The sequence below is a fragment of the Streptomyces laurentii genome (genome assembly GCF_040635425.1).
Taxonomy (GTDB): Bacteria; Actinomycetota; Actinomycetes; order Streptomycetales; family Streptomycetaceae; genus Streptomyces; species Streptomyces laurentii.
In genome coordinates, this window is the sequence record NZ_JBEYHT010000057.1 from 12,752 (window position 1) to 26,286 (window position 13,535).

The window sequence follows — 13,535 nt, forward strand, 5'->3', positions numbered from 1 at the left end:
GCCCGAGGCGAGGGCCTGGGGCCATGAGTAACGGGGGGAACGACGATGTTGTCCGTGAGGATTCTCCTCGCCGAGGACGTCCACATGATCCGGGGCGCGCTGGTGGCCCTGTTGCAGCTCGAACCCGATCTGCACGTGGTGACGACGGTGGACCGGGGCGACACGATCGTGAAGGCCGCCCTGGAGTCCCAGCCCGACGTGGCGATCATCGACATCGATCTGCCGGGCATCGACGGACTCACCGCGGCGGCCGAGCTGCACAAGCAACTGCCCAGCTGCCGCACGCTGATCCTGACGAGCCTCGGCCGGCCCGGCACCCTGCGGCGCGCCCTGTCCGCGCGGGTGTCGGGCTTCCTGCTCAAGGACTCGCCGCCCGACCAACTCGCCCTCGCGGTCCGGTCGGTGGCCGCCGGGCGCCGGGTGGTGGACCCCCAACTCGCGCTGACGGCCTGGGATCTGCCCGACAATCCCCTGTCGCCCCGCGAGCTGGAGGTGCTGCGGCTCGCCGCCCGGGGCGCCGACGCGGCCGAGATCGCCGGCTGCCTCTATCTCTCCAAGGGCACGGTCCGCAACTACCTCACCGCGATCGTCGGCAAGCTCGGCGCCCGCAACCGGATCGACGCGATACGCATAGCCGAGGAGGCCGGCTGGCTGCCGTGACGGCCACGCCCGCCGAGGACCCCTCTCACGCCGCTCCCGGCCCCGGCCGGGGCATCCCGAAGGCGCCGGGCGCGCCGAGGAGGGTGTCGAGCAGGCCGTCGTCCAGGGTGGTGCCGACCGACAGATCGGTGACCTCCCCGAAGCCGGTGTCGCAGACGGCCACGCTGACGACGTAGCGCTCGCCGACCGGGAAGGTGCCGAAGTGCCACTCGCCCCCGGGCACCGGCGAGCCGTCCGGCCGTACGAGCCGGATCTCCCCGTCACCGCCGCCGGCCGGGCCCTCGGCCTCGCCCGCGTCGTCGATGGAGAAGCCGAAGCCGGTGAACCGGAACTTCAGCCCCTGCCCGAGCGCCTTGCTGTACGCCTCCTTGAGGGTCCACAGCCGCACCATCAGGTCGTTGCGCCGTTCCTCGCCCGCCGCGTCGAGCCGTTCCCTCTCGTACGGCGTGCACGCCTGCGCCTCGGAGCCGGTACGGGCCAGCTGCCGGTCGGCCCGCTCCACGTCGACGCCGATCCGGCCCTGCCGGGTGATGCCGACGACCATCATCTCCTCGGTGTGGCTGAGGCTGATGTCGATCTGGTCGCAGCCGCGCACATACGGCCGGCCGCCCGGCAGGTACGACAGGTCCACCAGGTCCGGGGCCGTCCCGAGGACCGCGGCGGCGGCGTGCCGCAGCAGCAGCCGGGAGGCGACGAACCGCCGCCGCATCCGGTCCTGCGGCAACTGCTCGTACCGCCGCCAGTCCCGGCCGAGCCGGCGCCGCAGCTCCGCCTCGCTGTCGTCCTGCGGCAGCCAGGACGGCATCGGCGCGTACATCAAGGTGCTTCCGGTGCGGTCCAGTTGGTCGCACACCCGGTCCCAGGGGCCGGCCGGGCCGGCGACGGGCAGCAGCGGCCCGATCCGTCCGGTCATCTCACGCCCCCGACAGGGCGGCGGTCAGCGGGCCGGCGTCCAGGGCGGAGATCACCCCGGCCAGGTCCACGGCGTCACTGCCCGGCCCCTGGCAGACCGGCAGCACCACCGGTCCGCGCGGGCCGCCGCCGAGGCGCCGCAGATACGGGGTGAGCACGGCCCGCGGCCCGACCTCCACGACGTGCGTGGGCGCCTGCTGGCCGAGCATGCTCCGGGCCGCGTCGGCGAACCGGACCGGGGCGGTGATCTGCTCGCTCCAGTACGGGGCGTACAGCGGCTCGGTCGCGAGCCGGCCGTACACGGTCGAGTAGAACGGCAGCCGGGCCGCCGCGCCGGGCACCGCGCGCAACGCCCCCTCGAAGGGCGGCACCACGGGCCGCATCAGCGGGGAGTGGAACGCGTGCGACACCGCCAGGTACCGGCAGCGCACCCCGTCCGCGGCGAGCCGGGTCTCGACCCGCTCCAGGGCGGCGCGGTCGCCGGAGAGCACGATCGACCGGGCGGCGTTGATGGCGCTGATGCCGACGGCCGGTTCGGCGGCGATCAGGTCGGCCGCCTCGTACGGGGTGATGCAGACGGCCATCATGGCGCCGCCCTGCGGCAGCCGCTGCATGAGGGCGCCGCGCATCGACACGAGCCGGGCGGCGTCGGGCAGGGTGAGCGCGCCCGCGATGGTCGCGGCGGCGAACTCCCCGATGCCGTGGCCGAGTACGGCCACCGGCCGGACGCCCGCCTCCTGGAGGGTGCGGGCCAGGGCGTAGCCGACGGCGAACAGGGCGGGCTGGGTGAGCGAGGTCCGGTGGACCCGCGGGTCCTTGTTCACGATGAGCTCGACCATGGACTGCCGGGTGTACGGCAGGAGGGCGGTGTCGGCCTCCTCCAGGAAGTTCCGGTAGCCGGTGGAGTGCAGGTAGAGGCCGCCGGTCATGCCGGGGTGCTGGGAGCCCTGTCCGGTGAAGACGAAGGCGGCCCGGATCTGGCCGCCGCGCCCGCGCGCGTCCCGCATCGCCAGGAAGTCGGCGAGGCCGCGCACGGTGGGGTACGCGCGGATGTCGTCGGGCTCGACCTGGACGCCGAACTCCTCGGCGATGTCGCCGCACAGGCAGAGCGCGGCCACGGAGTCGAGCCCCTGCTCCTCCAGCGGCACGGCGTCCCCCATCGGGTCTCCGACGTTCCGGGCGACCCAGTCGCGCAGCCATTCCCGGTGGGCGACGGCGAAGTCGTCCTCGTGGTTCGGGGGTTGCTCCTGCATGGTGTGGTTCCTCTCGGGCTCTGGTCGGCAGGCCGTGGGGGCGGCTGCCGCGGGGGCGGTCGATACGGCGCGAGCCGGTGGGGGGTGGCCGCTGGGGGTGCGGCGGGGCGGCGGGCGGGACTCCGTCGGGCCGAGGCCGGCCTGGGCGGCTGGAGCGGCCTAGGCGAGCGGGGAGCCGTAGAGGTCGAAGCTGCGGCGGGTGTGGAGGCGGGCGACCGTCTCGTCGAGGACCCGGCGCTCGCAGGCGCCGGGGCGGTCCGGCAGGGGGAGGCCGAGCCGCCGGGCGAGGCGGTAGAGGACGGCGGTGATCCAGGACGGGTCGGCCAGGAAGGCGTCGACGCGGCCGGCGGGGGCCGCCTGCTGTTCGCGCCAGACGCCGAGGCAGGCGGCCGCGGCAAGGACCAGGGTGTAGCGGTCGGCGAGGCCGAAGCTGTGCGGGCTGGCGAGTGCCGACCGGTCGCCCAGCGGGACGGCCTCGAACGCCTTCTTCAGGTCGGCGAGTTCACTGGTGAGGCAGCGGGCGAGGAAGCGCAGCGCGTGCCCGGCCGCGCCGCCCGGCCCGGGAGCGTCCGCCGACTCCAGCCGGTCGGTGAGGGCGACCAGGGTCGCGGCGAGCGGGTCGCCGTCGCCGAGCAGGACGGGCTGGGACAGGTCGAGCGGCGGCAGGGCCTCGTGCGGCCGGAACAGTCCGGCCGGCGGCTGCGGGTCGGCGAACCAGGCGTAGCGGGCGAAGTACGGCAGCTGCGGCAGGATGCTGACCTGGCGGCCGGCGCTGCCCGCGTGCCCGAGCGAGGTGACCGGCAGGTCCCGCCGCTGCTTCTGGAACATCCCGTACGCGCCGTCCTCGGTGAAGCTCTCCTCGCCGAGGACGGCCGCCATCTCGTCCATGCTCTCGGCGACCAGCTTGGGCGCCAGATACGCGGCGGCCGCGGCGTACGCGCTCATCTGCCGGGGCAGCAGGTGCAGCGCGCGGGTGGCGACCAGGGCCAGGCAGTCGATGAGCAGCAGGTCGAGGAAGCCGCCGGTCAGGACGTCGCGGACCATCTGGACGTCGAGCGAGGAACGGCCGTCGGCCCGCGGGCGGACCGCGAACCGGGCCACGGTGCGCAGCGCGGTGTCGGCCCCGGCGAGCACGATCGACGGGATGAGCCCGCGGATGAGCAGCGAGGACCGCAGGGACAGTTCGTAGCCGTCGCCGCGCGCGCCGAGCACCGCGCTCTCGGGGACGACGCACTCGCGGATCCGCAGTCCGCCGAACTCGGCGCTGCGCATGCCGGTGGTGGTGCGGCGGGCGAGGTCCTCGACCCGGTCGGCGGGCAGTTCGTCGCGGTCCAGGAGCAGCACCGAGTGGCTGCGGCCGCGCTCCGCGCCCTCGGTGCGGGCGAAGACGACGAGGCCGGTGGCGCGGGAGGCGTTGGCGATGGCGGACTTGCTGCCGTCGAGGAGCAGGCCGCCGCCCGGGACGTCGGTGAGGGTGAACTCGTCGCGGACGAAGTCGTTTCCGTGCGCGACCTCGTGGCGGGCGACGGCGATCCGGCGGCCGTCGAGCAGCAGCCGGGCGGCCTTGCGGCGCTGGTCGAGGTCGCCGGCCGTCCACACGGGGGCGGCGGCGAAGAAGCAGTTGAGGCCGTAGCCGAAGCCGAGGGAGGCGTCGCGGCGGAAGACCGGGCGCAGGATCCGCCCGAGGACGTCCATCCGGTCCAGCCGCCCGCCCAGTTCGGCGGGCACGAACTCGGCGTTCAACTCCCGCTCGTCCAGAACCTGTTCGCCTTTGGCCGGCAGCCGGCCGGCCGCGTCGGCGGCCAGCAGGGCGTCGGCGCCGAGCGGATTGGCGGGGTCGTCGAAGGGCCCGAACGCCCGCTCCAGGGCGTCGATGCGCTCCTCCGCCGGGCTCGCGGCCTCGCACGTCTCCGGGCTCATCGCCGGCACCCCGCCGGGAGCAGCCGCTCGACGTCGGCGTCCAACCGCTGGTAGAGCGGGGTGAGTTCGCCGCGCAGGAAGAGCCGGCGCATGGCCGCGCGCTCCACCTTGCCGCTCGTGGTCCGGCGCACCGTGCCGGACCGGACGAGGACCACGCCGCCCGCCGTCACCTGGTGCTCCTCGGTGAGCCGCCGCTGGATCGCGGCGACGAGCCCGGGCAGGTCGACGTCGTACCGGCTGTGCGGCCGGACCTCCTGCACGATCACGAAGCGCTCGCGGGCCGCGGGCACCAGGAACGCGGTGGCCGACCCGAACAGGCCGCCGGCCTGCTGGACGGTGCGCTCCAGGTCCTGCGGGTAGAGGTTGCGCCCGGCGAAGACGATCACGTCCTTGAGCCGGCCGGTCACGTACAGCAGCCCGTCGGCGAGCGCCCCGAGGTCGCCGGTGCGCAGATAGCCGCTCCCGCCGTCCTCGATGCGGCAGTCGAAGGCCGCCGCGGTCTCGGCGGGGCGGGCCCAGTAGCCGGGGCCGACGCTGTCGCCGCGGACCCAGATCTCGCCGATCCGGCCGTCCGGCAGCTCCCGGCGGGTCTCCGGGTCCACGACGCGGACGTCGGCGGAGGCCGCCGGGCCGCAGTGGGCGACGACGCGGCCGGGGCCGGTGGGGGCGGTGAGCCGGCCCGCCTCCAGGGCGGCGGCGTCGACCGTACGGCCCGCGGCGGCCGGGGCGGTCCGGGTGCCCGAGACGAGCAGGGTCGCCTCGGCCAGTCCGTAGCAGGGGGCCAGGGCGCCGGGGCGCAGTCCGGCGGGCGCGAACCGGGCGGCGAAGGCCTCCAGGGTGGCGGCGTGCACGGGTTCGCCGCCGCTGACGGCGACCTCCCACCCCGACAGGTCCAGACCCGCGATCTGCGCGTCGTTGACGCGCCGCACGCACAGTTCGTACGCGAAGTCGGGGGCGCCGCTGACGGTGAGGCCGTACCGCGAGACGGTCTCCAGCCAGTGCGCCGGCCGCTTCACGAACGCGGTCGGGGTGAGCAGGACGGCGGTGCCGCCCAGCCACAGGGCGTGCAGCACCTGGCCGACCAGGCCCATGTCGTGGTGCAGCGGCAGCCAGCCGCCGAGCCGGATGCCGGGGCGGGTGCCGAGCGCGTCGGCGATGGCCCGCTGGTTGGCGAGCAGGCTGCGGTGGGTGACGATCACGCCGCGCGGGTCGCGGGTGGAGCCGGAGGTGTACTGGAGGTAGACGGCCGTGTCGGGGCCGGTGGCGAAGAGCGGCTCCTCGGTCCCGGATCCGGGACCGACGGCGCCGTCAGCTCCGGCGGCGCCGTTGACGGGCAGGCAGACCACCTCGCCGTACCCGGTGCGGGCCAGCAGCTGGGAGACCTCGGGCGCCTCGGCCACCGACGTGAGAACGCAGGCCGCGGCCGCCTCCCGGACGATGCCGGCGACCCGCTCGTCGTGGTGGCCGCGCCCGCCGGACGGCGGGGCCACGGGGACGGCGACGGCCCCCGCGTACAGGCAGGCCAGGAAGCCGGTGACGAACATCCGCCGCGACCCCGTCGCGATCAGCGTCCGGTCCCCGGGCCGTACGTGCCGGCGCAGCCGCGCCGCCACCTCACGGGCCGCCCCGTCGAGTTCCGCGTACGTGAGCGTCTCCGGCGTGAGGACCCCGCCCCGCTCGGTGAGGAGGATCAGGGCCTCCCGGTCCGGCGTGGCGGCGATCCGCGCCTGAAGGTGTTCCGTGAAGGTCTGATGTGCTCTCATGCCTCCCCCTCGCGTGTCCTGCGGCCGCCGCCCACGCGGGAGCGGCCGCGGCGGTGTGGGTCCGCGGCACGGCACGAGCACGCCCGTGAGGGCGCCCCGGCCTCGCCCGGAGACCCGTGGCGACGCCGGTTCACCGGCCCGGCCAGCCGACCGAGGTCCGCGCGCCGTCGTTCTTGACGGTCCAGGCGGCGTAGGCCGCTGCCGTCTCCTCGTCGGGTTCTCCGGCGCGGCGGGCCAGGGCAAGCAGCACGCTGGTCACCGCCGCCAGCTCGACCTCGTCGGGCCGGCCGCGGACCACGGTGATAGTCATCGGATTCGCCATGGATCCAGCGTGCGCCGGACCGCTCGAAGCGGGCTCCTGCGCGGCTGGAGGCCGTCACGGAGGGGTGGCTTCCGGGGGTACGGGGGCGGGCGGCGCGGAGCACGGGGGTACGGCGTCCGGGCGTGCGGGGTCCGGGGGTACGAGGGCCGGGGGTACGGGTCAGCTCAGGTCCCGTTCGTACGCGAGATGCCGGCCGCGGTCCACCACGAGGTCCGCCTCCTCGGCCATCCGCTCGGCGAGCGCGCGCCGCCGCCGGTCGAGCAGGGCCCGGTCGCACTCGTCGGCGTCGTACCACCACTGGAGGCCGAGATAGGTGTCGGGATAGAGCGTGGAGCGCAGCAGGTCGCTGCCGCCGAAGCCGCCGAGCCGCCCGTGGCGGTCGTCCAGCTCGGCGAACCGCCGCTCGAAGTCGTGCGGGTCGCCGTGCGGCCGGGCCCGGGTCAGCAGGATGTTCGCGGTCCCGACGAGGGCGTTCTCCTTGAGGACGCGGGCGACGCTGAGCGCCTGGTCGGCCTCGGTCTCGACCAGCGGGCCGAGCTGCCGTACGTGCTCCTGGAAGGTGTCCTCGTGGACGGTGCGCAGGAAGCCCCGGACGGTGCGCCAGTGCGCGAGGTTGACCACCACCTCGGGCTGGTCCACGAGCTGGACGGTCACCAGGAAGTCGAATTCCGGACGCGCGCGCAGGTACTGCGAGTGCGCCCGGAACTTCCGTACGAACCGATCGCCGTCTCCCTTCACACGGAAACGGTTGATCACCGTCAGGGGGGTGTCCTGACTACGAATCGCCACGTGCTTCCTCCGCGAACTGTTTGGCGTGGCGCAGGGTGGTGGAGCTGTTGGTGCCGAGGGCGTTGCGGACGAGGGTGCGGGCCTCGGCCAGGGTCGCCTCGGGGCCGAGCGCGGTGCGGACGCCCTCCGGGTCGAGGGTCACGGTGTGCCACGAGGTGGCCCGGACGGTGCCGTCGTCGAGGGACTCGATCACCCAGCGCCCGGTGTGGCCGCTCATGGCCACCGGGACCCGCAGCTGCTTGTAGACGATGACCTTGCGGTCCTCGAAGCAGACCCGGACCGAGGTGGTGTTGTGGGTGGACCCGTCGGGGCCGCGGGTGTCCATGTCCATGTGCTGGACGCCGGGCTCGTCCTCGGTGAGGTCGAGCCGGGCCACGTGCGGCAGCCGCTCGGGCCACAGGTCGGCGCGGTCGAGGAAGGCGTAGACGTCGCCGGCGGCGCCGAAGACGGTCTCGGAGTCGCTGAAGGTGAAGTGGAGTTCCTCGCGGGCGTCGCCCAGTTCGGCGGTGTTCTTCAGGGCGAGGAGCTCGGCGCGGCTGTTGCGGTCGACGGCCTGCTCGATCATCTCCTCGGCGGCCGGGTCGTCGTCCACGGCGAGGTAGTCGTGCAGCAGCGTGACCCGGGTGCGGCCGTCCTCCAGCTCCTGGATCCGCCACTCGCCGCCCATCGAGGCGACGGGCGCGGCGGTGACGACCTGGCGGAAGGTGATCGTGCGGGCGGCCGGGTCGAGGACGCGGCGCGAGGTCCAGGTGCGGACGCGTTCGCCGGCGATGGCCCAGATCCGCAGCAGCTGCTCGCCGCCCTCCGGCCCGGCCTCCTCCAGGACCTCCACGTGCACGGTGGGGCCGAACACCTGCGGCCACCCGGAGACGTCGGCCACCAGCGCGTACACGGCGGCGGGCGGCGCGGCCACGGTGACGGCGTGCTCGGTGACGTGCGGAGCGGTACGGGCGGTGGTCTCGGCGGTCTCGGACGTAGCGGTGGGTGCCACGGCGAATCTTCCCTTCGGGCGGTCCGCCTCGGGGGCGGATCTCAAGGCTGACGTGAACGGATCGAGCAGGGATCGAGCGGAGCTGGAGTGCCGGTGGAGCGGGCCGGAATCAGTCGGCCCAATCCGGTCGGTCGAGGAGGTCGAGGACGGCGCAGCCCCAGCTGTAGCCGGCGCCGACGCTGACGAGCACGCACCGGTCGCCGGGCTTCGCGCGGCCCGAGACCAGCAGATGGTCGAGGCTCGCGAACTGGTCGCCGGCGCCCAGATGGCCGACGGTCCGGGCGAACTCCCACGGGGTGCGCTCGGGTTCGATGCCGAACGGCTTGTAGTAGATGGACGTGAGGCGGCGGCGCCCGAAGTGCGGCAGCACCACCCAGTCCGCGTCGGCGAGTTCGGACCCCGCGTCGGCCAACGCCTGCTTGATGACGGTCTGCTGGCCGTGGTGGGCGCGGCTGATCGCGTACGAGATCCCCGCGCGGCCGACGAAGGCCCGCTTGGCCTCCTCGAAGTCGACGGGCATGCGGTGGCCGAACGGGGCGAGGGTGAACGGCTCGTCTCCGCGGTGCAGCGGCTCCAGCTCCGGGTCCGCGTACAGGGCGAGCGACACAAGGCGGGCGAATCCGGCGCGCCGGGACAGCAGCAGCGCGGTCGCGCCGTCGGCGTAGGGCGTGCCGGGGTCGGTGTTCCAGCGGTCGATGCCCGGCGCGCAGAACCGGTCGGCGGTGGTGAGCAGGGCGTCGCCGTGCCCGTGGCCCGCGGTCAGGTAGGCGGTGGCGAGGTCGAGGGCGGTGAGGCCGCCGTTGGACATCTGCCGGATCTCGACGGCCTGGCAGGTGTTGCCGAGGGCCTCGCGCTGGATGTACGAGGCCACCGGCCACAGGTCCTGGCCCTGGTGGTACGTGTCGGCGTGCAGCAGCAGGTCGACGTCGCCGCCGTGCAGGCCGGCCCGGGCGAGCACGGTCCGGGCGGCGGCCGCGGCCATCTCGGCGGCCGACTCGTCGGGCGAGTACGCGACCGACTCCATGCCGGTGGCGGTCGCCACCCGGGACGGGAAGGCGCCCGAGGCGACGGCGTCGGCGACGGTGAGGCGGGCGGGGAGCCGGGTGGAGGTTCCCCGTATGTAGACGTCTTCGAGACGCACGGTCACTCCAAGGAACGGATACGGGCGGGTGGTTCGGGTCTCATCGGGCCGTCGGGCCCTCGGTCCGGCCCCGTGGGCCGGTGGTCAGCCGGTGACGGCGGCCGCGGCGGGCGCCGGGGTCTCCGGGGCCGGTGCCGGCGCCGTCGGGCGGTCGAGCAGGACGTAGTGGACGGCGTCGAGCAGCGCGCGCCAGCTCGCCGTGACCGTGTTGCCGTCCACGCCGACCGTGCGCCAGGCGCGCTCGCCGTCCCGGAAGGAGGTGAGGACGCGGGCCGTGGCGCCGCTGCCGGTCTCGCCGCTCAGCACCCGCACCCGGTAGTCGGTGAGTTCGAGCCGGGCGAGCGCCGGGAAGCAGGGGTCGAGGGCGCTGTGCAGCGCGGTGTCGAGGGCGTTGACGGGGCCGTTGCCGTAGCCGGTGGCGGTGAGCCGCCGTCCGTCGGCGACGAGCCGGACGGTGGCCTCGGTGCGGACCTCGGCGCCCCGCGGCGCGAGCACGCGCACGGACCAGGACTCGACCTCGAAGGGCGCGGGCGGCGGACCGCCGGCCAGCTCCTCGCGCAGCAGCAGCTCGAAGGAGGCGTCGGCGGACTCGAAACTGTAGCCGTCGTTCTCCAGCTGCTTCACCCGCCGGGCGGCGCGGGCCACTTCGTCGGAGCCGGCCGCCACCTCGTACCCCAGCTCGCGGGCCTTCAGCTCGATCGAGGAGCGGCCGCCGAGGTCGGAGACGAGGGTGCGCATGGCGCTGCCGACCAGGGCCGGGTCGGTGTGCTGGTAGAGGTTGGGGTCGACGCGCAGCGCGGAGGCGTGCAGGCCGGCCTTGTGGGTGAAGGCCGAGGAGCCGACGTACGGGGCGGCGGCGCGCGGCGGGACCTGGGTCACCTCGGCGATGGCACGGCCGGTGGGGGCGAGGTCGCGCAGCTTCTCCAGCGGGACGACCTCGCGGCCGCGCTTGAGGACGAGGTTGGCGATGACCGTGAACAGGTTGGCGTTGCCGCAGCGTTCGCCGTAGCCGTGCGCGGTGCCCTGGGCGTGGACGGCGCCCGCGTCGATGGCGGACATGGTGTTCGCGACGGCGCAGCCGGTGTCGTCGTGGCAGTGGATGCCGAGCGGCACGCCGGTCAGGGCGCGGGTCTCGGCCACGATCGACGCCACCTCGTCGGGCAGCGAGCCGCCGTTGGTGTCGCACAGGACGACGGTCTCGGCGCCGGCCTCGGCCGCGGTGCGGACGACGGCGAGGGCGTACTCGCGGTTGAGCTGGTAGCCGTCGAAGTAGTGCTCGGCGTCGACGAAGACCCGCCGGCCCGCGTACACCAGATAGCGGACCGTACCGTCGATCATGGCGAGGTTCTCGGCGAGCGTGGTGCGCAGCGCGTGCCGGACGTGCCCGGTGTGGCTCTTGGCCACCAGGGTCACGACCGGGGTCTCCGCTTCGAGCAGGGCCCGCACCTGGGGGTCGAGCGCGGCGGCGACGCCGGGCCGGCGGGTGGCGCCGAAGGCGGCCAACACGGCATGCCGGAGGTCGAGTTCGCCGGTGGCGGCGCGGCGGAAGAACTCGGTGTCGCGGGGCACGGCGCCGGGCCAGCCGCCCTCGATGAAGCCGACGCCGAGGGCGTCGATGCGGCGCGCGACGGCGAGCTTGTCCTCGACCGTCAGGAGCATGCCCTCCTGCTGGGTGCCGTCGCGCAAGGTCGTGTCGTAGAGCTGGAAGCCGTGCTCGGCCATCGGCCCTCCCTGGGTCCTGTGTCGCGCCGACGGTGCCCGGCGACTCGCGGTTGCTTGTCGGTCCCACGGTCCGGCGGCGGGCCGGAGAACCCCTTGAGCGGCGATGGATCCGGGAGCGTCCCGGGCGGCCCCGGACGGCCCCGGACGCGCGAACGCGGCGGGACCGGACGGCGCTGCCGTCGAGTCCCGCCGCGGGTGCGGAGGGTGGCCGGGTCAGGACACCCGCGCGGCCGGGGCCGTGCCGGCGTCCTCGGCCGGGGAGGCGTCCTCCTCCTCGGGGGCCTCCAGGCGCATCTGCCGCGGGATCGCGAGCATCAGCAGGAAGGCCACGACGACGACTCCGCCGAACACCCACAGGGTGGTCTGCAGGCTGCGCGCGAAGGAGGTGCCGGTGGCGTCCTTGGCGTACGTGGCGAGGACCGGGGCCGCCTTCTCGCTCCGCAGCGCGGGCGCGGCGCAGCTCGCCGGGACGGCGCTCGGGTCCTTCTCCTGCACCCGGTCCACGGCGCACTGCCGGTAGGCGGTGACGGTGGCGTCCACCTCGCCCGGGGTCAGCTGGGCACTGGCCACCAGGTCCTTGCGGAGCTGGGCGGACTGGTCGTCGATCGCGGTGCCGGTGTTGCCGGCGAGGCCCGCGAAGAAGACGACGCTGACCAGGGCGCCGCCGATGGCGAAGCCGAGCTGGCCGTTGGTGTGGACGACGCCGGAGGCGGAGCCCGCGTCCTTCACCGGCACCTCGGAGATCACGATCTGCGGCAGCGGGGCCGCGATCAGACCGAAGCCGAGGCCGACGAGCAGCATCGGGACGACGAGGTTCCAGGACGAGATGCCGCTGCCGTAGTGGCCCGCGGCCCACAGGAAGGTCAGCGCGCCGGCGATCGTGACGCCCGCGCCGGCCTGGAGGACCTTGCGGCCGAACTTCGGGACCAGGACGACCATCGCCATCGACGAGGTCAGGAAGGCGCCGATGCAGAACGGGAGGCTGGTGAGGCCCGCCCGCATCGGCGACCAGCCGAGACCCACCTGCATGTAGATGGTCCAGCCGATGTTGAACATGCCGATGCCGATGTAGAAGGCCAGGTTGACGCCGAGGCCGGAGGAGAAGCTGCGGATCCTGAACAGCGCCAGCTCGATGAGCGGGGAGCCGTCCAGGGCGATCTTGCGCTTCTGCCACAGCACGAAGCCGGCGAGGACCGGGATCGACAGCGCCATCGACACGAAGCCCCAGACCGGCCAGCCGAGCTCGCGGCCCTGGAGCAGCGGGAAGATCAGCATCAGCAGACCGACGGTGGCCAGGGCGACGCCCCGGACGTCGAGCTTGAGGGCGTGCGGCGCCTTGGACTCGCGGATCACGCGCGGGGCGTAGATCAGGCCGAGGATGCCGACCGGGATGTTGATGAGGAAGATCAGCCGCCAGTCGAGGCCGAACAGGTCCCACTCGGCCAGCGGGCCGCCCGCGCCCATGCCGACGGCCGCGGCGATGCCCGAGACACCGCCGTACATCGCGAAGGCGCCGGCCCGCTCCTTGGCGGAGAAGGTGACGTGGATGATGGCGAGGATCTGCGGCACCATGATGCCCGCGAAGGCGCCCTGGACCATCCGGGAGGCCACCAACTGCCAGGGCTCCTGGGCCAGTCCGGCACCGAGCGAGGCCAGCGTGAAGCCGGCGACGCCGATCAGGAACACCTTCTTGCGGCCGTGGATGTCGCCGAGGCGTCCGCCGAGGATCAGCATGAGGGCGAAGCTGAGCTGGTAGCCCACCAGCACCCACTGGATGACCGAGTAGCCGCCGCCGATCCCGTGCTGGATGGCCGGGGCCGCCACGTTCGCGATGGTCCCGTCCAGCATGTCCATGAAGGCGGCGACCAGCAGCACCAGGAGGGCCATCCACCGCTTCGGGTCGGGTGCCGCGCCCGTCGGCGTGTCCGCTCCGGTCTGCGTGTCCTTGCCGGTCGGGGTGTCCGCGGCCCTCTCGTCCCTGGTCACCTCCGTCTCGACGGGCGGAGCCTGCTCGGAGGAAATAGCCATGGTGTACCTCTCAGATCTTGGGTGGGGGGTGGCA

At 74.3% G+C, this 13,535-nt stretch carries 11 protein-coding genes; 1 reads left to right on the forward strand and 10 read right to left on the reverse strand.

Annotation, left to right across the window (positions count from 1 at the left end; translation table 11 throughout):
* Positions 1-45: 45 nt before the first annotated feature.
* Positions 46-660: a response regulator transcription factor gene (locus tag ABZ693_RS28310; protein WP_359882877.1), complete on the forward strand. Its 615-nt coding sequence runs from the start codon at positions 46-48 to the stop codon at positions 658-660.
* 25 nt (positions 661-685) lie between these two features.
* Here ABZ693_RS28310 and ABZ693_RS28315 read toward each other — a convergent pair whose 3' ends face one another.
* The 10 genes from ABZ693_RS28315 to ABZ693_RS28360 form a co-directional block, all read right to left on the reverse strand.
* The gene (locus ABZ693_RS28315; RefSeq protein WP_359882880.1) at positions 686-1,573 is read right to left on the reverse strand and encodes a 4'-phosphopantetheinyl transferase family protein; all 888 of its coding nucleotides are present in this window, start codon (positions 1,571-1,573) and stop codon (positions 686-688) included.
* A gap of 1 nt (position 1,574) precedes the next feature.
* Positions 1,575-2,825, reverse strand: coding sequence for an acyltransferase domain-containing protein (locus ABZ693_RS28320; protein ID WP_359882883.1), 1,251 nt, complete (start codon positions 2,823-2,825; stop codon positions 1,575-1,577).
* Positions 2,826-2,984: 159 nt separating this feature from the next.
* On the reverse strand, positions 2,985-4,745 hold the full coding sequence (locus ABZ693_RS28325) for an acyl-CoA dehydrogenase family protein (RefSeq protein ID WP_359882886.1): 1,761 nt from the start codon (positions 4,743-4,745) through the stop codon (positions 2,985-2,987).
* Positions 4,742-6,508 (reverse strand): fatty acyl-AMP ligase, encoded by a 1,767-nt coding sequence (locus ABZ693_RS28330; protein ID WP_359882889.1) that lies wholly within the window; start codon positions 6,506-6,508, stop codon positions 4,742-4,744. Before ABZ693_RS28330 ends, ABZ693_RS28325 begins: the two co-directional genes overlap by 4 nt.
* A gap of 130 nt (positions 6,509-6,638) precedes the next feature.
* A complete protein-coding gene (locus ABZ693_RS28335; protein ID WP_359882891.1) occupies positions 6,639-6,830 on the reverse strand; it encodes an acyl-CoA carboxylase subunit epsilon in 192 nt (63 codons plus the stop codon).
* Between the two features lie 159 nt (positions 6,831-6,989).
* Positions 6,990-7,619, reverse strand: a complete 630-nt coding sequence (locus ABZ693_RS28340) for an antibiotic biosynthesis monooxygenase family protein (RefSeq protein ID WP_359882893.1) — start codon at positions 7,617-7,619, stop codon at positions 6,990-6,992.
* Positions 7,606-8,610: an aromatase/cyclase gene (locus ABZ693_RS28345; protein WP_359882896.1), complete on the reverse strand. Its 1,005-nt coding sequence runs from the start codon at positions 8,608-8,610 to the stop codon at positions 7,606-7,608. The genes ABZ693_RS28340 and ABZ693_RS28345 overlap by 14 nt, the downstream gene beginning before the upstream one ends.
* Positions 8,611-8,719: 109 nt before the next feature.
* Complete coding sequence (locus tag ABZ693_RS28350) at positions 8,720-9,751, reverse strand: ketoacyl-ACP synthase III family protein (RefSeq protein ID WP_359882899.1); 1,032 nt, start codon at positions 9,749-9,751, stop codon at positions 8,720-8,722.
* Between the two features lie 84 nt (positions 9,752-9,835).
* Positions 9,836-11,473: a citramalate synthase gene (gene cimA / locus ABZ693_RS28355; protein ID WP_359882901.1), complete on the reverse strand. Its 1,638-nt coding sequence runs from the start codon at positions 11,471-11,473 to the stop codon at positions 9,836-9,838.
* A 213-nt stretch (positions 11,474-11,686) separates the two neighbouring features.
* Complete coding sequence (locus tag ABZ693_RS28360) at positions 11,687-13,501, reverse strand: MFS transporter (protein ID WP_359882903.1); 1,815 nt, start codon at positions 13,499-13,501, stop codon at positions 11,687-11,689.
* Positions 13,502-13,535: the final 34 nt, after the last annotated feature.